16 protein-coding genes and 1 riboswitch are annotated in these 19,548 nt (G+C 63.2%); of the genes, 5 read left to right on the top strand and 11 right to left on the bottom strand.

Annotated features, from left to right (window positions below):
- Nucleotides 1-125: 125 nt before the first annotated feature.
- Nucleotides 126-1,793 (bottom strand): BCCT family transporter, encoded by a 1,668-nt coding sequence (locus N1078_RS12815; protein ID WP_274088557.1) that lies wholly within the window; start codon nucleotides 1,791-1,793, stop codon nucleotides 126-128.
- 270 nt (nucleotides 1,794-2,063) lie between these two features.
- Here N1078_RS12815 and N1078_RS12810 point away from each other — a divergent pair, with 270 nt between their 5' ends.
- Nucleotides 2,064-2,813, top strand: coding sequence for a substrate-binding periplasmic protein (locus N1078_RS12810; RefSeq protein WP_274088556.1), 750 nt, complete (start codon nucleotides 2,064-2,066; stop codon nucleotides 2,811-2,813).
- 138 nt (nucleotides 2,814-2,951) lie between these two features.
- Here the strand turns inward: N1078_RS12810 and N1078_RS12805 are convergent, their stop codons facing one another.
- The 10 genes from N1078_RS12805 to cbiE all read right to left on the bottom strand — a co-directional run bounded on the left by N1078_RS12805 (nucleotide 2,952) and on the right by cbiE (nucleotide 14,791).
- A complete protein-coding gene (locus N1078_RS12805; protein WP_274088555.1) occupies nucleotides 2,952-3,374 on the bottom strand; it encodes a DUF1850 domain-containing protein in 423 nt (140 codons plus the stop codon).
- Nucleotides 3,371-5,398 (bottom strand): TRAP transporter permease, encoded by a 2,028-nt coding sequence (locus N1078_RS12800; RefSeq protein ID WP_274088554.1) that lies wholly within the window; start codon nucleotides 5,396-5,398, stop codon nucleotides 3,371-3,373. The genes N1078_RS12805 and N1078_RS12800 overlap by 4 nt, the downstream gene beginning before the upstream one ends.
- 248 nt (nucleotides 5,399-5,646) lie before the next feature.
- The gene (locus N1078_RS12795; RefSeq protein ID WP_274088553.1) at nucleotides 5,647-6,600 is read right to left on the bottom strand and encodes a TAXI family TRAP transporter solute-binding subunit; all 954 of its coding nucleotides are present in this window, start codon (nucleotides 6,598-6,600) and stop codon (nucleotides 5,647-5,649) included.
- A gap of 449 nt (nucleotides 6,601-7,049) precedes the next feature.
- The gene (locus tag N1078_RS12790) at nucleotides 7,050-8,402 is read right to left on the bottom strand and encodes a sigma-54-dependent transcriptional regulator (protein ID WP_274088552.1); all 1,353 of its coding nucleotides are present in this window, start codon (nucleotides 8,400-8,402) and stop codon (nucleotides 7,050-7,052) included.
- A 231-nt stretch (nucleotides 8,403-8,633) separates the two neighbouring features.
- Complete coding sequence (locus N1078_RS12785; RefSeq protein WP_274088551.1) at nucleotides 8,634-10,406, bottom strand: ATP-binding protein; 1,773 nt, start codon at nucleotides 10,404-10,406, stop codon at nucleotides 8,634-8,636.
- 78 nt (nucleotides 10,407-10,484) lie between these two features.
- Nucleotides 10,485-11,672 (bottom strand): C17 cyclopropane fatty acid synthase CfaB, encoded by a 1,188-nt coding sequence (cfaB, locus tag N1078_RS12780; RefSeq protein ID WP_274088550.1) that lies wholly within the window; start codon nucleotides 11,670-11,672, stop codon nucleotides 10,485-10,487.
- Nucleotides 11,673-11,751: 79 nt separating this feature from the next.
- Entirely contained in the window at nucleotides 11,752-12,012 is a 261-nt protein-coding gene (locus tag N1078_RS12775; RefSeq protein WP_411912052.1) for a hypothetical protein, read from the bottom strand.
- A 28-nt stretch (nucleotides 12,013-12,040) separates the two neighbouring features.
- The gene (locus tag N1078_RS12770) at nucleotides 12,041-12,736 is read right to left on the bottom strand and encodes a (2Fe-2S) ferredoxin domain-containing protein (RefSeq protein ID WP_274088549.1); all 696 of its coding nucleotides are present in this window, start codon (nucleotides 12,734-12,736) and stop codon (nucleotides 12,041-12,043) included.
- Nucleotides 12,737-12,863: 127 nt separating this feature from the next.
- Nucleotides 12,864-13,592, bottom strand: coding sequence for a cobalt-precorrin-6A reductase (locus N1078_RS12765; protein ID WP_274088548.1), 729 nt, complete (start codon nucleotides 13,590-13,592; stop codon nucleotides 12,864-12,866).
- The gene (cbiE, locus tag N1078_RS12760; RefSeq protein ID WP_274088547.1) at nucleotides 13,589-14,791 is read right to left on the bottom strand and encodes a precorrin-6y C5,15-methyltransferase (decarboxylating) subunit CbiE; all 1,203 of its coding nucleotides are present in this window, start codon (nucleotides 14,789-14,791) and stop codon (nucleotides 13,589-13,591) included. The genes N1078_RS12765 and cbiE overlap by 4 nt, the downstream gene beginning before the upstream one ends.
- A gap of 58 nt (nucleotides 14,792-14,849) precedes the next feature.
- A riboswitch (cobalamin riboswitch) is annotated at nucleotides 14,850-15,025 on the top strand.
- Nucleotides 15,026-15,125: 100 nt separating this feature from the next.
- On the opposite strand from cbiE, the gene cobG reads away from it, so the two are divergent.
- From cobG to cobJ, 4 genes are read left to right on the top strand one after another with little or no spacing between them, the layout of a single operon-like run.
- Nucleotides 15,126-16,469 (top strand): precorrin-3B synthase, encoded by a 1,344-nt coding sequence (gene cobG, locus N1078_RS12755; protein WP_274088546.1) that lies wholly within the window; start codon nucleotides 15,126-15,128, stop codon nucleotides 16,467-16,469.
- Entirely contained in the window at nucleotides 16,462-17,088 is a 627-nt protein-coding gene (locus tag N1078_RS12750; RefSeq protein WP_274088545.1) for a precorrin-8X methylmutase, read from the top strand. The genes cobG and N1078_RS12750 overlap by 8 nt, the downstream gene beginning before the upstream one ends.
- Entirely contained in the window at nucleotides 17,085-17,837 is a 753-nt protein-coding gene (locus tag N1078_RS12745; RefSeq protein ID WP_274088544.1) for a precorrin-2 C(20)-methyltransferase, read from the top strand. Before N1078_RS12750 ends, N1078_RS12745 begins: the two co-directional genes overlap by 4 nt.
- Nucleotides 17,838-17,873: 36 nt before the next feature.
- Nucleotides 17,874-19,535 (top strand): precorrin-3B C(17)-methyltransferase, encoded by a 1,662-nt coding sequence (gene cobJ / locus N1078_RS12740; protein ID WP_274088543.1) that lies wholly within the window; start codon nucleotides 17,874-17,876, stop codon nucleotides 19,533-19,535.
- The last annotated feature ends 13 nt before the right edge of the window (nucleotides 19,536-19,548 follow it).

The following is a 19,548-nucleotide window of genomic DNA, read 5'->3' as shown; positions in this document are numbered from 1 at the left end:
TCACCTCCAAGTCACCAGCGTGGCCACCACAGCCAGCTGGTTGCGCTTACGCGCAACGCGCCATGCCTGGCGCACCACAAAAAACGCGCCCGAAGGCGCGCTTTTGTACGGCTTAACAACCGTGCTTAGCGCGGTTCGCTCATCAAACCTTTGACGATCGAAATACAGCCCACCAACAGCACGATGGTGAACGGTAAACCGGTCGATACCGCCATAGCCTGCAAGGCCACCAGCCCGCCGCCGAGCAGCAGGGCGATGGCAATCACACCTTCGATAATCACCCAGAACACCCGCTGCGGCACCGGCGCGTTGACCTTGCCGCCAGCGGTGATGGTGTCGATGACCAGGGAGCCGGAGTCCGACGAGGTGACGAAGAACACGATCACCAGCACGATGCCGATAAACGAGCTAATTGCTGACCACGGCAGCTCGGCCAGCATGGCAAACAGTTTCAGCTCCAGCGCGGCATCCTGCACGCCGGTAAAGCCGTCGCCGACCAGCTGACTGATACCGGTGCCACCGAAGGCCGTCATCCACAGCACCGACACCAGGGACGGCACCAGCAGTACGGCAATCAGGAATTCACGCACGGTACGACCACGGCTGACTCGCGCGATAAACATGCCCACAAACGGCGACCAGCTGATCCACCAGGCCCAGTAGAAGGCCGTCCAGCCCTGGCTGAAGTTGGCGTCTTCGCGGCCAATCGGGTTGGACAGCGCCGGCAGATATTGCAGGTAAGCGCCGAGGTTATCAAAGAAGCCCGTCAGGATAGCCAGCGTCGGGCCGGCGATGATCACAAACAGCAGCAACAGGATGGCCAGGCCCATGTTGATCTCGGACAGACGCTTAACGCCCTTGTCCAAACCCGCCAGTACCGACAGCAGGGCAATCGCGGTAATGCCGATGATCAGCAACACCTTGCTGGCATCTGTCGCGGCAATGCCGAACAGTTGGTCCAGCCCTGCCGCTGCTTGTTCGGCACCCAGGCCGAGGGACGTAGCGAGGCCAAACAGGGTGGCGAATACCGCCAGAATGTCGATGACATGCCCCGGCCAGCCCCACACCCGCTCACCGAGAATCGGGTAGAAAATCGAGCGAATCGACAGCGGCAGGCCTTTGTTGAACGAGAACAACGCCAGCGCCAGCGCGACAATCGCGTAAATCGCCCACGGGTGCAGGCCCCAGTGGAAGATGGTCGCCGCCATGCCCATACGCGCCGCGGTTGCGGTATCACCAGCGGCCGCGCCCAACGGTGCCCAGTCGGTGCGCACACCATCCTCACCCACGCTGACGCCACCCAGCGCCGCCGAGAAGTGCGACATCGGTTCGGCTACGCCATAGAACATCAGACCGATGCCCATACCCGCAGCGAACAGCATGGAAAACCAGCCGGTGTAGGTGTAATCAGGCGTGGCCTGCATGCCGCCAATCCGTACCTTGCCCAGCGGCGAGACGATCAAGCCCAGACAAAGCAGCACAAAGATGTTGGCAGAGCCGAGAAAGAACCAGGCCAGGTTGCTGGTAAGCCACCCACGCAACGCACTGAATAACGGCTCGACCTGATTTTGCAGGGCCAGGGTCAGCACTACAAACAGCACCACAGTAAGCGCCGAGATGGTGAAGACTTTGCCGTGGATATCCAGGGCAAATGAGAACTGCCCTTTGATGTTGTCCTGACCGATCACGTAGTCCGTGTCGATCAAATTGGCATCGCCGGTGGGAGCCGGGATGCCTTCCAGAGTTGCCGCTTCTGGTTGCGGGGTCGTGTCAGACGAAGGTTTTTGACCCATGGGGGACTCCTTTGACGTGTGGCACGCTTTACGCGCACGAGGACGGGATTGCCCTACTCGTACAGCCGCCATGCCAGCGACTGCGGGGTACAGGGTAACAGCCATGGCCTTTGCGTGCCGGCGCATAGCCAGTATTGGCGGCCTATCGCGGTGTTTTCAGATGCTAATTTATAGTTCAAATGGGCTCTCTCAGCGGTAAAGCTCCCCCTCGGCCAGGCAATTAGCTATCGTTGGGCTAAGGCCTTCCGGTCACTGCGCGAGATGCCGTCCATGAGACTCCTGCTGTCCTTGCTGGCTTGCCTGTTGCTCCAGCTGCTGTCGTCGGCACAGGCGGAGACCTTCAAGGTCGGCGTCGAGCTGCAGCCATATATGCCTTACTCAGACGTGCAGAATGGGCAATACCTGGGTTATGGCCGTGACCTGCTCGACGCCTTTGCCGCGTATCAGGGCCATGTATTTGTTTACCAGCCACTGCCAGTGCGACGCCTGCTCAGCGACTTTCTCGACGACCGGGTGAATTTCAAATACCCGGATAACCCGCGCTGGAACGCCGACCAGAAGCAGGGCCACACCCTCTATTATAGCCAGGCGGCAGCACCGGCCATCGACGGCGTACTGGTCAAACCGCAGTACCTCGGCAAGGGCAAGGCGCGGCTGTACCGCATGGGTACCCAGCGCGGCTTCACGCCATGGCCCTACCTGGAGGACATCAAGAACGGGCGGATCATTCTGATCCAGGCCAATCAGATCGACTCGCTACTGGCCATGGCGATGAGTGACCGGGTTGACGGCGTTTACCTCAATCCGCAAGTGATCCGCCATCAGCTGTACAACAGTAGAAAGAATGAGTCCCTGGTGTTCGACCCCGACCTGCCCTATCAGGATGATCACTACTTCCTGTCGAGCATCAAACACCCAGAGGTGATTAAGCAGTTCGATGCTTTTCTCAGCAACCAGGCCGAATGGGTGCAAAAGCTCAAAGAGCGTCACGGCATCACTGACCCGCTCAGCAGCGACTAAGAAGCCGCTGCCGCTTTACAGCGGGGTAACGCCGGTTCATTTGCGCCGCGCACATAAACAAAACCCCCACCGGCTACGCCAAATGGGGGCTCTCCTCTACAACACACCAGGGCTTGTGACCCGGGAGCGGACGCGGGGTTAACCGTCGTCCTGGCCTGCCGCCGAAACGGCCGGGGAGCTTTGCTCACAGCTCCAAAGTTCCAACGCCGGCTGGGTCGCTTGTGGCGGGCCGAGCCATTCACTCATTGAGTGGCAACGCTGGTTGAAACACAGTTGGTAGTCCCCTGCTTCGGGGGTTCGCCCCAAGCGCAGTGGTTGCAAAGGCGGTAGCTGACGCTGGTAGTGCCAGCTGCCCTCACGCAGTTCGGCGCCGTCTGGAATCTCCATACCGGCCCCGGAACCCTTGACCCGCGCCTCGCCGAGCAACAACCCCTCGGGCGTGACGCGGTAGTCCTCTTCCCAGCGAATTTTCTCGATGGTGTGCTTCCAGGCCAGGGTGAAGTCGGGCGTGGGCACTTCGGCCCACACCACACCCGCCAAGCCTAGGCACAAGCCAATCATGCAGCCGCCACCTGCGCATGACGTGCACGCCACAGGTGCTGGGCGATAAACACGGCGGCCAGAGCAAAGCCGATCTCATCACTCATCGGTGTCGCCAAAATCAGGCTGGCACCGGCGGCAAAGCCCAGCGCACGCTCCCACCACGGCATTTTGATCTGCAGGAAGCCAGTGAAGATCGCGCCCCAGATGCCAATAGCCAGCGCGGCCTTGAACACCACATAGAGCGTCGCCAACAGGCTATCGCCCTGCAGCATCAGCGCCGGCTCGTACACCGCCATGAACGGCACGATAAACCCGGCCACGGCAATGCGAATCGCCCATAGGCTGATCTTCAGGCCGCTTTCCTTGGCGATCGGTGCGGCTGCGAAACAGGCCAGCGCCACCGGCGGCGTGAGGTCGGCCATGATGCCGAAATAGAACACGAACATGTGCGAGACAATCAGCGGCACACCCAGCTCCAGCAGTGCTGGCGCGGCAATCGAGCTGGTGATGATGTAGTTGGGAATGGTCGGAATGCCCATGCCCAATACCAGGCAGGTGAGCATGGTGAGGATCAGCGAGAGGAACAGGTTATCCTGACCAATCGCCAGAATGTAACCGGCAAAGGTCGACGCCACGCCCGTCAGGGAGACCACGCCAATGATTACCCCGACCAGGGCGCAGGCAATGCCCACTGGCACCGCATGCCGTGCACCTTCCACCAGCGCATGCAGGCAGATGGTCAGGGTGTCGCGGCCGCCCTTGATAAACCAGCAGATCGCCACCAACAGCGCCACTACGCCAAACACCACGCCGATGCCCAGCTGGAAGAATCCGGCGCAGAGCACGCCGAGGGCGATCCAGAAGGCAAAACGCATGACCTTGGACGACACCCGCAGGATGATTGCCGAGCCGAGAATCACGATGGCCGTCAGCGCCAGACCAACCATCCCGGAGAACAGCGGCGTGCGCCCGGAGAACAGCAGGTAGATCAGAATCAGCAGCGGAATCAGCAGGTACCAGCGCTGCTTGATCGCCGCCCAAGGGTTCGGGCACTGGTCCTTCGGTAGCCCGCGCAGGTTGGCGCGTTTGGCTTCCAGATGGACCATCCAGAACACCGAGCCGAAGTACAGCAAGGCCGGTACTAACGCCGCCTTAGCTACTTCAAAAAACGGCACGTTGATGGTCTCGGCCATGATGAACGCTACCGCGCCCATGATCGGCGGCATGATCTGGCTGCCCATCGAGGACGTCGCCTCAACGCCACCAGCAAACGCCGGCTTGTAGCCGAAGCGCTTCATCAGCGGGATGGTGAACTGGCCGGTGGTGACCACGTTGGCCACGCCCGATCCAGTGATGGTGCCCATCAGTGCCGACGACACCACCGAGACCTTGGCCGGGCCACCGAGCTTGTGGCCGAACAGACCCATGGCGAAATCGGTGAACAGCTTGATCATCCCGGCCTGTTCGAGAAACGCACCAAACAGGATAAACAGGAAGATGTAGGTCGCCGAAACATAGGTCGGCGTGCCGTACAGCCCTTCGGTGCCGAAGGACAGTTGGTTAACGATCTGATCAAGGTCATAACCGCGGTGCATCAGGTCGCCCGGCAGGTACTGGCCGAACAGGCCGTAGACCAGAAACAGTGCGCAGATCAGCGGCAGCGCGATGCCCATAACACGGCGCGCGGCCTCGAAGACCAAGACGATCAACAGCAGGCCGATGGCCATATCGCTCTGGGTCAAATCACCGGAACGCTGGATCAGATCGGCTTCGAAATACCACTGGTAGGCCGCCGTGGCCATGCCGGCCAGGCCCAATAGCCAAGCCATCGGCTGCCAGGGCTGACCCTTGCCGCGCAGCGGAAAGCAGAGAAACACCACCATCAACAGAAAGCCCACGTGGATTGCACGCAGAATCTGGCTCGACACCGGGTGAAAGGCGGCGGTGATGATCTGGAAAATGGAGAACAGCAGCGCGACATAAAACAGCGCTTTTGGCCAATCGCCGGGGTTGGCAGCAAGGCCTTGGTTTTGCTCACTCATGAGGCGGATGCCCTCGTTACAACATCAATCGCACAGAGTCGCCAACAAAACTTGCCGTGACGCGCACAGCGGTTTTATTCACAACTCTACTGAAAGTGAAGCCTGGGTAGGATGGGTTAGCCGCGCAGCGGCGTAACCCATCAAACGTTGCTGAAGCGTCTCTCCAGACTTGAGCCGTGCAGCATGGGTATCGCGTTGCTCAACCTGCGCGGCCCGACCCATCCTACCCAGCCAACCCTTCAACAGCCTTACAGCGCGCCGGCTTCTTTGTAGAAGCGCTCAGCACCTGGGTGCAGCGGGATCGGCAGGTTCTTCGCAGCCGTTTCCAGCTTGATGTCCTTGGCCGCGGAATGGGCGTTACCCAGACGCTCCAGGTTGTCGAACATCAGCTTGGTCATCTGATAGGCCACTTCTTCGGACACATCCTCATGGCTCACCAGGATATTGGTGATGGCTACAGTCGGCACATCGGCATCCTGACCGTCATAGGTGCCGGCTGGGATCGACGCGGGCTGGTAAGCCGCGTTGCCGATCTTGGCGGTCACGTCAGCCGGTACCGAGACAAAGGTGATTGGCAGAGTGGCCGCCAGGTCACGAATAGCCGCCATGCCCAGGCCAGAAGACTGCAGGGTGGCATCCAGCTGACGGTTCTTGATCAGCTCAACCGACTCGGCATATGGAAGGAATTCAACCTTGGCCATGTCGTCATAGCTCAGGCCGGCGGCCTTGAAGATGGCGCGAGCATTGAGCTCGGTGCCGGACTTCGGTGCACCGACGGAGATGGTCTTGCCCTTGAGGTCAGCCAGGGTCTTGATCCCGGACTCCTTGCTGGCGACGATCTGGATGTAGTTCGGGTAAGTGCCGGCAATCGCTCGCAGTTTTTTCAGCGGCGCCTTGAAGCCAGCCTCTTCCACACCATTCCAGGCATCAGCCACGGAATCACCCAGGGCCAGCGCCAGCTCACCACGACCGGCTTGCAGCAGGTTGAGGTTTTCCACCGAGGCTTTGGTCGCCTGTACCGAGGTCTTGGAGCCTTCGATGCCGTTGCTGTACAGCTGCGACAGGCCCACACCAATCGGGTAGTACACACCACTGGTGCCACCGGTAAGGATATTGATAAAGGTCGGTGCGGCGAGTACGGCGGTGCTCGCGGTAAAGGCTGCGGCAGCAGCAAATAGGCTAAAACGTTTGGTCATTCGCATGGAAGAAACTCCGTCGTTGTTATGGCTTTATGCAGAGGTTTTCACTGTAGACGCTATAGGGCACTAGGGCCGTGCAGAGCCTGGGTTCGCAGAGTGACGGAAAGAGGCAATGCCTGCACACGACCGGGGTCGCGTGCACAAGAGAGAGGATGGTGCTGCCGGGGAAGCTGGACGTGCAGATTTAACGTGGCAGTTCATAGGGTTCATCTCTTGCCTTTCTTATGAGTGCCAGCGCATTCGAGTGCGCGGCTGGCAAGAGCTATAGCAGATGCCGTGCCAGCGAAAGGAAAGCCCGCGCTAGAGCGGTTACATTGCGCGGCACGGCCAACCTAGCCGTGATAACAAGCGGAAATCCGCCACTACAAAAACCTGGATAAGCGAAATTCCGCCGACGATGTCTCAGGGTGATGCGTCAACCGCCCTACATCCTGACTACAGGCAACGGCCTATCAATCCTCGTCGCTGCTCCCGGCGGGTCGATAGCTGCTGCGCAGCAGGCCATGGCGCTGCATCTTTTCGTTGAGGGTGCGGCGTGGCAGCTGCAGCAGCGCCATGACCTCGGCGATATTGCCCTGGCAGTGCTGCAGGGCACGGTGCAGGCATTGCGCCTCGAAGGTTTCCATCTGCTCGGCCAACGACTGCACCGGCAGCGCGTCCGTAGGCTCTACCCCGCCACTGATGCCCAGGGCGTGACGCTCGGCGGCGTTGATCAGTTCACGTACGTTGCCCGGCCAGTCATGCGCGAGCAGGCGGGTCAATTCGGCGGGTGCCAGGGCCGGGGTTTCACGGCCATGGCGTTGCGCAGCCTGATGGGCGAAGTGCTCAAACAGCAACGGAATGTCCTCGCGGCGTTCGCGCAGCGGCGGAATACGCAAGGTGGCGACGTTCAGGCGGTAGTACAAATCCTCACGGAAGCGCCCGGCTTTGACCTCATCGAGCAGGTCCGGCTTGACCGCGCTGATCACCCGCAGGTCGACCTGGATGCTGCGGTTGGAGCCCAGGCGCTCCAGGGTTTTTTCCTGCAACACGCGCAGCAGTTTGACCTGCTGCGCCAGCGGCAGGCTTTCCACCTCATCGAGAAACAGCGTGCCGCCGTCGGCATGTTCGATACGGCCGATGCGCTTGCCCTGGGCGCCGGTAAACGCGCCGCTTTCATGGCCGAACAACTCACTCTCAAACAGGTGCTCGGGAATCGCCGCGCAGTTCAGCGCGACAAACGGCTTGCCGGCGCGGTTGCTGAAATCATGTAGGCAGCGCGCAACCCGCTCCTTGCCGCTGCCGGTGTCGCCGCGAAGGAGGATATTCACCGAGGTGCCGGCCAGTTCGAGGATCTGCCGACGCAGGGTCTCCATCGGCCGCGAGACGCCGAGTAGCTGCGCCTCAATATGGTCCTTGAGGGCAAACTGCTGGCGCAGCTGGCGGTTCTCGCAGACCAGGCGGCGCTTGTCCAACGCGCGGCGCACGCTGTCGAGCAGACGCTCCGGGGTAAACGGCTTTTCGATAAAGTCGTACGCGCCCTGGCGCAGCGCCTGTACCGCCATCGGCACGTCGCCATGCCCGGTGATCAGAATCACCGGCAGCTCACGGTCGCGCTCCAGCACGCTGTCGAGCAGCTGCAGGCCATCGGTGCCGGGCATGCGCACATCGCTGATGATGATCCCGGGGTAATCACGGTCGACCAACGCCAACGCAGCCTGCGCCGTCGCACAGCTGTGCACGCTGAAACCAGACAGCTCCAGCCACTGCTGCACCGCCTCGCGGATCGCCACTTCATCATCGACGACTATTACCTGCCCAGTCATATCCCCTCCTGATCAATCGGCGGCAGTGTAGGGTGGATGAGCGCCGTAAAACCACACACTTGAATACAACCCGTAGGGTGGGTTAGCCGACTGTCGCGATTGCCCGGCTCTGCACCGGGCCTGGGGCGGCAAACCCACCGGCTGCGTCACACGCGCCATCGTCTGGTGGGTTACGAGGCGCACGAGCATTGCGCGCGCTAAACGAGCACCTATCCGCGCCGCAAACCCACCCTAGCGATTTACCAGCTCTCGCGCATTGGGCGCAGCCGGCAGGCGCAGGGTAAACACCGCGCCCTGCTCGCCATTGGCCGCCTCCAGGCTGCCGCCCAGCTCGCGCACAATGCCGTAAGACACCGCCAAACCGAGGCCCAACCCGCTGCCCACCGGCTTGGTGGTGAAGAATGGCTCGAAGACATGCGCGAGCACATCCGCGGCAATCCCGCCGCCGCTGTCGGCGATGCTCAGCAGGCACTGCCCGTCCCGCTGCTCGATACGGATATGCAGCTGCCGCGACTCGACAGATGCCATGGCATCCAGGGCGTTGTTGAGCAGATTGAGCAGCACCTGCTCCAGGCGAATCGCATCACCTAACACCCGCGCATCGGTGTCGATCTCACTGTGCAGCTGTACTTGCTCGCTGCGCAGGCGCGGCGCCAGCAGTTGCAACGCCTGCTCCAATACATCACTCAGGCGCAGCCGTTCGCTGAGGCCGGCCGGGCTTTTGCGCGCGAAGGTTTTCAGGTGGCCGGTAAGGCCGGCGATGCGTTGCAGCAAGCCATCGATACGCTGCAAGCCTTCACGCACATCGTCCTGGCGGCCGCTGTCGAGCAGCAGGCGCAAGCTGCCCAGCTGCATCTGCATGGCGGTCAGCGGCTGGTTGATTTCATGGGCCATGGCCGCGGACATCTGCCCCAGTGCGGCCATCTTCGCCGCATGCACCAGGCCTTCCTGGGCTTGGCGCAATTCGGCGGTGCGCAGCGCCACCTCACGCTCCAGGCGCTCACGGATGCCCGCTTGCAACCGCTGGTTCTTGCGCCGCTGGGCCAGGTAGAGCAGCAGAAAGGCCAGGGTCATCCACACCCCGGCGGCGGCCAGGCGGTAGCTGCGCACACTGTTGACCAGGCTTTTCGGCTCGTGCAGCAGGTGCAGGGTCCAGCCTTCGTCACCGAGGGCCTGACGCTGCCAGAGGTAATCGCGCGGGCCATCCGGGCCTTCGACCCAACGCCATTGGCTATCGCTATCAATCTGCCGGCGCAACTTACTGCTTAACGGCTTCAGCGCCTGTTCGGCGTATTTGCGCACTTCCACCAACTCGGCGCGGGCTTGCTCGCTCACCCCATCAAGGGCAAGAAAGCGCCAGGCCGGGCGGTTGCTGAGGATCACCACCGAGTAGCTGTCGGCCACCAGCAACACGCCCGGCTGGCTGACCCATTCGCGCTGCAGTTCTTCCAGCTCCAGCTTGACCACCAGCACACCGAGCACCACGCCCTGCTCATTACGCACCGCATGGGAAAGGAAATAACCGGGGATGCCGGTGGTCACGCCCACCGCGAAATAACGCCCGGAGGACTGGCGCACAGCATCCTGAAAATACGGGCGAAACGCGTAGTTGTTGCCGACAAAACTGCTCCAGTCGCGCCAGTTACTGGCCACCAGCGTTTCGCCCTGGGTATTGAGCAGATACAACACATTGGAGCCGGCGGCGCTATTGAGCTGCTCCAGACGCTCGTTGAGTTTGCGGCGCAGCAAACGGTCATCCGGGGCACGCAGCAGCGACTTGATATCGCTGTCCAGCGCCAGCACCTCGGGCACCGAGCGAAAGCGCTCGACCAGGGTGTGGATCGACTGCGCATACAGCTGCAACTGCCCGCGCGCCTCCAGGCTGCGCTCCTGCCAGGCACGCTGCTCGGCATAACGCCCGGCCAGCCAGATGCTCGCCAGCAAACCCAGCAGGATCAGCAAGACAATCAGGGCAACGCGGTAACGCAGCAAAAAGGCAGGCATGTACGGCTCGCAATGAGGCAGAGCCGGCATGGTAACAAAGCCACCGCCAGCGGTTAGGTCTGCCGGCGCGGGCGGCGTTCACTGACGGTATAGATCAGCACGGCTCAATGGCAGGTCGTGGCTGCCATCGGCGCGGGGTTTAACTGCCAGAACCTGGTGTAGGGCCATCCAGCCACGGCTGAAACCATAGGCACAACCCGCCAGATACAAGCGCCAGATGCGCAAGACCTGCTCTGGCACCATCTGCGCCGCCTGCGCCAGTTGCGCCTCCAGGCGAGTACTCCAAAACGCCAAGGTGCGCGCGTAATGCAGACGCAGGTTTTCCACGTCGACCACTTCCAGGCCGGCGTCGCTCAGGCAGCAGGTCACGCTGGCCAGGTGGGGAAGCTCACCATTGGGGAAGACGTAGCGCCCGATGAAGTCACCGGCACCGCGCGCCACCGGACGACCATCGGTGTATTTGGCCGTAATGCCATGGTTCATCACCAAGCCAGCGGGCTTCACCGCCCCGAACAGGCGCTGGCAATACAGCGGCAAATTGGCGTGACCAACATGCTCGAACATACCGACACTCACCACTTTGTCGAAACGGCCGTCCTGCGGCAGGTCGCGGTAGTCCATCAACTCAAGCGTCACCTTCGCGCCCAGCCCCTGCTCGATTACCCGCTGGCGCGCCCAGTGCAGTTGTTCACGGCTAAGGGTAATGCCGAATACTTGCGCCCCGTATTCACGGGCAGCGAAGCGCGCCAGGCCACCCCAACCGCAGCCGACATCCAGCAATTTATCCCCCGGCTGCAAGCGTAACTTACGGCACAGGTGGCGGAGTTTGGCGATTTGCGCCTGTTCGAGCGTTTCCTCGCCGGTTTCGAAGTAAGCACAGGAATAGACCATTTCAGGGTCCAGCCACAGCGCATAGAAGTCGTTGGAGAGGTCATAGTGGTAGTGAATCGACTCAGCGTCAGTGCGCTTGTCATGGGCCGCTCTGACGCTATGCCGAGCAGGCTCATCGCCCAGCAGCGCCTGGCTCAACGCATCGCACACTTCAATGGCCTCGCTGATCGAACCTTCCAGCGCCAGCCGGCCTTCAACGTAGGCGCCGCCCAGCAGATCAAGGCTTGGATGAGCGAGTTGCGTCATCAGCTTAGGGTCTTTTACAACCAGCGTGACTAGCGGCTGCGGACCTAGATCCAGTTGCTGGCCATCCCATAAGCGCACCCGCAAGGGCAGTTGCAGATCACGCAGCGCAGACGGTAGGTACGTAGGCATAGGAACCTCCTCTTTTCACACCAATGAAAAGGTTAGTTCAGGTGACTCCGTTGTCAGGATAGCGCTTCCAGCGAGAAAACTATTCGGCCCCGGCTTGCAGCAAACCGTCGCTCAACCACTGGCGTAACCAGCTCACGGCCTGTATCGGCGCCTGCTCGCCCAGATGAGCCAACTCGCCGCACAGCTCCGCAAAGCGCCAACCCTGCTCGATCATGCCCTGCAACGCCGTGGTTTCATCGGCCGCCAGGCTCAAGGGCGCAACGTAGATGGCATCAAACGCCAAGGTAAACGCCCACTCCAGCCGCGCCAGCTCACTCAGCGGCGCAGCCTGGGCCGCCACTAAATAGCCGTCGATAAAGTCCGCGCACTCAATCCTGATCGATGCGCAACTCGGGTACCGCGCGGCCGGCCACCAGGCGCTCGTCGACCAGGCGGATCACCGCCGCCTCGTCACGGATACCGAACCACTCGCCCTGTGGATAAAGGCTCGCGGTCGGCCCCCCGTCGCAAGGGAACTGGCATTGACTGCGGGTGATATGCACACCGCCCTCGCACTCCAGCTTGCCGGCGGCCTTGAGGCGCTGACGCAGGGTTTTCCACAGGCCCAGCGCGCCCTTACGCGTGCAGCGCGGGCCGTTGCACAGCAGTAGGCGCTGGGCGTGCGGCGGAATCTGCGACCAGGCGTGCTGCGCCGGCACGGCGGCTACATCGCTGCAGGCCAAGTGCAGTTGCGTGCGCTCAAGCAGCGCGGCCAGGCCGTCGAGCCAGGCGTCTTCCATCGCCGTGCAGACCACAAACACCGACGCGCCATCAGTGCGTTCGGCGATCTGCTCACGTAGCCAGTCACGGTGGGCAGCATCGGCACGCGGCTCTAAATCCACCACAAGTAATGGCCGCGGCAACTCATCCAGCGCCTGCCAGAACGGCTGCAGATCCTGTTCGCTGTCATGCAGGTGCGCCTCGCCCAACAGCGCAGCAAGCCGCTGCTGCAAACGCTCAGCCGACGCGCCACGGCTAAGACCGGGACCGATAAACAACACGTGGGCGTATGGAGTGGGGTTCATCGCGACCTCCTCAAAAGGGCCGGCAGTCTAGCAGTCCGCCATAGCGCAGAGGCCATCCGGGCGATTTCGGGTTGTAGCAACGGAGCTGTGTACCCGACGTGGGAGGGGCTTTAGCCGCGATGACGGCTCAAACCAGGCGCCGCTGAAGCGCACCCCACAGGTCCTCCAACTGGGCAAACTCGCGCTCTACCGCTGGCAACTCGGGCCGGCGCAGCAACAGCACCGGCAAACCCAGTTCGCGCGCCACCTGTAACTTCGGCTCGGTGGACGCGCTGCCGCTGTTCTTGCTGATCAGCACATCAGTCCCCAGGCGAGCGAACAGCGCGCGCTCCTCGTCCAGCGCGAACGGCCCGCGCGCGCCGATGATTTCCGCACGCGGCACCGCTTGTTGCGCCGTCAGACAGCGAACGGTCCAGTGCTGGTGCAGGGGAATCTCGTGCAGGTGCTCCAACGGCTCACGGCCGAGGGTAAACAGCGGGCGCTGGAAATGTTCTAACGCAGCTACCAGCTCAGCCCAGTCGTCCACCTCACGCCAATCATCACCAGCGCCAGCCTGCCAACCGGGGCGACGCAGCGCCCAGCAGGCAACGCCGCTCAGCTCTGCAGCACGGGCAGCATTGGCGCTGATCTGCGCGGCATAAGGGTGAGTCAGGTCCAGCAGCAACTCGATGCCCTGCTCGCGGATAAACGCCGCCAAGCCTTCGGCCCCGCCAAAGCCGCCAACGCGCACCTGGCAGGGCAAGTCATCCGGCACCCGGCCCAAACCCGCCAGGCTGTAGATGCTTTCAGGGCCAAGGCGGCGCGCCAAACGCAAGGCCTCGGTGGTGCCGCCGAGCAGCAGAATGCGCGGGCTCACGGCTTGCGTACTTGCAGCAGAGTGATCGGCAGGGCGCTGCGCCAGGTGTCGAAACCGCCCAGCGGCTGCGCCTGGGCCACGCTGATGCGGGTCAGCTCACCGCCCACCTGCTCACGCCAGGCCACCAACGCCGCTTCGCTTTGCAGGGTGACGGCATTAGCCACCAGCCGACCGCCCGGTTTCAGGTTGGCCCAGCACTGCTCCAGCATGCCGGGAATGGTCACCCCGCCACCGATAAAAATCGCATCCGGCGCGGCCAAATCAGCCAATGCTTCGGGCGCGCGACCGGCGACCAGTTGCAGGCCGGGCACGCCAAGGGCGTCGCGGTTGTGCTGGATATGCGCCTGACGCCCAGCGTCGGCCTCAATGGCGATGGCCAGGCAGCTGGGGTGTGTGCGCATCCACTCGATGCCGATGGAGCCGCAGCCGGCGCCAACATCCCAAAGCAGTTCGCCGGGTTTTGGAGCCAAACGCGCCAGGGTGATCGCGCGTACATCGCGCTTGGTCAGCTGGCCGTCGTGCTGATAAGCGTCATCCAGCAAACCCGGCGTCAGCGGCAGCAAACGCGCCTCGGCGCCCGCCACACAGTCAACCGCCAGCAGATTGAGGTCAGCCACCCGCACCTGCACCCAGTCACTAGCCAAGCCGTCGATGCGCCGTTCCTGAGCGCCGCCCAGGTGTTCCAGTACGGTCAGCCGGCTGGGGCCAAAACCGCGCGCACGCAGCAATTCGGCCACCGCCGCCGGGCTGTCGCCGTCATTGCTCAACAGCAGCAGCCGCGCGCCGGGGAAAATCTGCGCCTGCAGCGCCGCCAACGGCCGCGCCACCAGCGACAGCACCGTCACCTCCTGCAGCGGCCAACCCATGCGGGCGGCGGCCAGGGACACTGACGAAGGCGACGAGAACACCCGCAGCTCTTCAGCCGGCAACTGCCGCGCCAGGCTCGCGCCAACCCCATAAAACAGCGGATCACCGCTAGCCAGCACACAGACTGGCGTACCGCGTCGCGCCAGCAGCGGCTCTAGGCTGAATGGGCTGGGCCACAGCTCGTGCTGCCCCGGTAACGCGGCCGGCAACAGCGCCAGTTGCCGCGCCGCGCCGACAATGCACTGCGCCTCGCTCAGCGCCTGGCGCGCCGCCTCACCCAGGCCGGCGTAGCCGTCTTCACCGATCCCAACCAGGGTTAACCAGGCCGTCATAGCCACTCCTCTGTACCCGCCTGACGAGCAAGGGTGTCTGCGCGTTAGACAAAGCGGGCATAATACAGCCTTCGTCGGTGCCCTAACGGGCCTAAGAGGGAACACGGTTAAACCGTGGCTGCCCCCGCAACTGTAAACAGCGAGTCTGCCGCAACTGCGCCACTGGGAAACTGGGAAGGCCGCGGCAGATGATGACCTGTCAGCCAGGAGACCTGCCGACGACGCTAGTCGCGAGTGCCAACATCGGGCGGGGTGTACCGATGCCATTGAGTTCCCCTGTGCCAGGGTGAACTCTGCTGGTTCGGTCGCCGCGTCTTTGTTGTTGGTGAATCCGTTGCGCGACCATTCCACCACCATAGATCCGTCACTACCACGCCCCAGCGCGTGCCCCGGCCTGCTGCGTATCGTTCAGGCGCTGGACGGTGGTATCTGTCGGGTCAAGCTGGCCGGCGGCGTACTCAGCAGCAAACAGGCACGCGCCATCGCCGAGGCGGCCGAACGCTGCGCCAGCGGTGTGCTGGAGCTGACCAACCGCAGCAATCTGCAGATTCGTGGCGTGTTGGCTGGTCAGCAGGCCGAGTTGATCGAGCGCCTGCTCGCTGCCGGTCTCGGCCCCAGCAACCCGGCAGCGGATGATGTGCGCAACTTGCTGCTCAGCCCCGCCGCCGGCCTTGACCCGCATGCCCTGCTCGACACCCGGCCGCTGGCCGCCACGCTGCTCGATCTGCTGCAAAACACCCCAGCACTGCATGCGCTTTCGGCCAAATTCGCCATTCAGCTCGACGGCGGCGAAGCCCTGACGATGCTGCAACACCCCCACGATATCTGGCTTAGCGCCCTGTCCGGCTCGCCAGCTCGACTGGCCTTTGGCCTGGCTGGCTGCCCGACTGACAAGCCACTGGGTGTGGTCGACATTGAGCAAGCCGTGCCGCTGGTGGAGCAACTGCTCAGGCTGTTCCTCAATCTGGCTGGGAGCGAACACAGCCGGATGCGCCAGTTGCTCGGTGTGATGACGCCCAGCCAGCTGCTGCAACAGCTGCAAGCGCGTCTGCCCTTTAGCGTGCAAACGGCTCCGACCGATTGGCCGCGCACACCCGTCAGCCAGGGTGCGGCAATCGGCATTTATCCGCAGCAGCAGGCGGGCCTGTGCATGGTCGCTGCCAGCGCGCGTCTGGGCCGAATCGATGCTTCGCAACTCAACGCCCTGGCGGATCTGGCCGAGCAATTTGGCGATGCCAGCCTGCGCCTGACACCCTGGCAGGGTCTGCTGCTACCAAATATCCCCGAGCAATCGGCAGACTACCTGCTGCACAAACTGGCCGAACTGGGCCTGCTGATCGATGCGCAGGAACCACTTAGCAATCTGATCGCCTGCACCGGCTCAGCCGCCTGCGCCAAGGGCCTGGCCGACAGCAAAGCCGACGCCTTGCTGCTCGCCAAGCGCCTGCGCGCCAGCACAGCGCGGCCGCAGGTGCATCTCAGCGCCTGCACGCGCTCCTGCGCCGCCGCGCATACCGCGCCCTTTACCTTGCTGGCCAGCAGCGCCGGGCATTACCAGCTCTATCAACGCACGTCCGAGGTGGCCGGTTTCGGCCAGCTGCTGGCCAGCGCCATGACTATCGACGAGGCCGGCGACTGGTTCGCCGCCCACTGCGCAACAGGAAACAGCGATGCTTGAGTACATCCGCGACGGCCAGGAAATCTACCGCCAGTCCTTCGCCACCATCCGCGCCGAGGCGGACCTCAGCAACATCCCGGCCGATCTGGAAAAGCTCGCCGTGCGCGTCATCCACGCCTGCGGCATGGTCGATGTGGTGCAGGACCTGCGCTTCTCCCCCGGTGCCGGGGCCGCCGGCCGCGCCGCGCTGGCCAAGGGTGCGGCGATTCTCTGCGATGCGCGGATGGTCGCCGAAGGCATCACCCGCCCGCGCCTGGCCGCCAACAACCCGGTGATCTGCACCCTGCATAACGACGGTGTGATTGAGCAAGCACGCGCACTCGGCAATACCCGTTCGGCCGTCGCCTTGGAACATTGGCGCGAGCACCTGGAAGGCAGCGTGGTGGTGATCGGCAACGCCCCCACCGCACTGTTCTACCTGCTGGAAATGCTCGATGCCGGCGCGCCAAAACCGGCGTTGATCATCGGTATGCCGGTGGGCTTTATCGGCGCGGCAGAATCCAAGGACGCCCTGGCCGCCGACAGCCGCGGCGTGCCCTATGTGATCGTGCGCGGCCGCCGTGGCGGTAGCGCCATGGCGGTAGCGGCGGTCAACGCCCTGGCCACGGAGGTGGAGTGATGAGCGTACAAAAAGGCCGCCTGCTAGGCATCGGCGTCGGCCCCGGCGACCCCGAGCTGATCACCCTCAAGGCCCTGCGCCTGCTGCAATCGGCAGCGGTGATTGGCTACTTTGTGGCCAAGGCCAAAGCCAACGTCGGTCAGGGCGGCAACGCCTTCGGCATTATCGAAGCGCACCTGACCGACTCCCAGCAGCGCCTGCCGCTGGTCTACCCGGTGACCACAGAAAAGCTCGCCGCGCCGCTAAGCTATGAGGATGTGATCAGCGACTTCTACGACACCTGCGCCGTGCAAATCGCTGCACGACTGGATGCTGGCCACGACGTAGCGGTGATCTGTGAAGGCGACCCGTTCTTCTACGGCTCCTACATGTATCTGCACGACCGTTTGGCCGGCCAGTACGACGTGGAAGTGGTGCCCGGCGTGTGCTCCATGCTCGGCTGCGCCTCGGTGCTCGGCACCCCGCTGGTATACCGCAACCAGAGCTTGAGCGTGCTCTCCGGCGTGCTGCCAGAAGATGAACTCAAGCAGCGCCTGCGCGATGCCGAAGCCTCCGTGGTGATGAAGCTCGGGCGCAACTTCGAGAAAGTCCGCCGCGTGTTGCAGGAGCTGGGCATCGACCAGCGCGCGCATTACGTTGAGCGCGCGACCATGGGCAACCAACGCATCGTGCCGCTGGACGAGGTGGAAGCGATGTCCTCGCCGTACTTCTCGATGATCGTCATTCCCGGCGAGAAATGGCGCGGTTGATCCGCCCACCGCGCCCCGCCCACTATGGAACACCTTATGACCGCCGCTCCCGCCATCATCATCCTCGGCCCCTCCGCCCTGCCCTGCGCGCGGCGTATCCAGGTGCTTTATCCACAGGCGCAGATTCACGGCCTGAGCGGTCGAGTGGCGGATGTCGAGCGGCTGTATGAAGACTTCGGCGACAACCTGCGCACGCTATATCGCGACGGCACGCCGATCATCGCCCTGTGCGCCGCCGGCATCGTCATCCGCAGTCTGGCTGCCGTGCTCGGCGAGAAGGACCGCGAACCACCGGTGCTGGCCGTGGCCGAAGATGGCAGCGCCGTAGTGCCGCTGCTCGGCGGGCTGGGCGGGGTCAACCGGATGGCGCGCGAAGTTGCGGCACACCTAGAGGTCAGCGCGGCGATCACCACCAGCGGCGAACTGCGCTTTGGTACCTGCCTGCTGGAGCCGCCAGCCGGTTATGTATTGGCCGATCTGGAACAGGGCAAAGGCTTTGTCAGCGACCTGCTCAGCGGTCAGGCCGTGCGTATTGAAGGCGACGCGCCCTGGCTGACCCAGGCCAAACTGCCTATGGATAACAGCGCTGACCGGGTGATCCATATCAGCCCGCACAGTCGCGCCGCCAACGTTGATGAGCTATTGATTCACCCGCAACAAGTCGCAGTGTGGATCGAACGCGCCAGCGCCGATTTGCTTAACGAGCTGCAGCAGGCGCTGCATGCCAGCAACCTGGCGCCGCACAGCCTGGCCTGCCTGCTGGCCGCGCCGGAACTGATGGCCAAAACCGAACTGCACGCCGCCGCCACGCAGCTCAAGCTGCCGCTGCGCTTTATCGACGACGCTACGCAATTGCCGCCGCTACACAGCCAGCACGCCAACCTGCGCCTGCTGCTGGCCGCTGCACCCATCGACGCCAACCAGCTTGGCCGCCCGCGTGGTCGTCTGACGGTAATCGGTCTCGGCCCTGGTGCCGCTGAATTTATGGTGCCCGCCGCGCGTCAGGCGCTGGATGAAGCCCAGGACCTGCTCGGCTACGAAACCTATATCAATATGGCCGGCCCGCTGCGCCCGGAGCAGGTGCGCCACTGCACCGATAACCGTGAAGAAATGCAGCGCGCCAGGCATGCCTTCGAGCTGGCCGCCAGCGGCCGACGCGTGGTGGTGGTGTCGTCCGGCGACCCGGGTGTATTCGCCATGGCCGCCGCCGTGCTGGAAGCCCTGCACGAATCCACCAAAGCCGAATGGCAGCGCGTCGATCTACAGATATTCCCCGGCGTCTCCGCAGCGCTGGCCACCGCCGCCAAAGCCGGCGCGCCGCTGGGGCATGACTTCTGCCTGATCTCCCTGTCGGACAACCTCAAGCCCTGGGCCATTATCGAAAAGCGCCTGGCGCATGCCGCCGCCGCCGACCTGGTGATGGCCTTCTACAACCCCATCTCCAAAGCCCGCCCCTGGCAGCTCGGCAGTGCGCTGGAGATCATCCGCCAACAACGCACGCCAGAAACCCTGGTGGTGCTCGGCCGCGACATCGGCCGCCCCGGCGAAACCCTGCGCAGCCTGACGCTAGGCGAACTCACGCCAGAGATGGTCGATATGCGCACCCTGGTGATCATCGGCTCCAGCCAAACCTGCCGCTTCCCGCGCGCCGAGGGTGGCGAGTGGGTGTATACGCCGCGCAGTTATCCACAGCTGTAGCAAATGTAGGATG

Origin of the sequence: Pseudomonas sp. MIL19, from assembly GCF_028680365.1 — a bacterium.
GTDB classification, from domain to species: Bacteria; Pseudomonadota; Gammaproteobacteria; order Pseudomonadales; family Pseudomonadaceae; genus Aquipseudomonas; species Aquipseudomonas spirodelae.
Note: the sequence above shows the minus strand (reverse complement) of the source record. Positions and strands in the feature narration are given on the sequence as shown.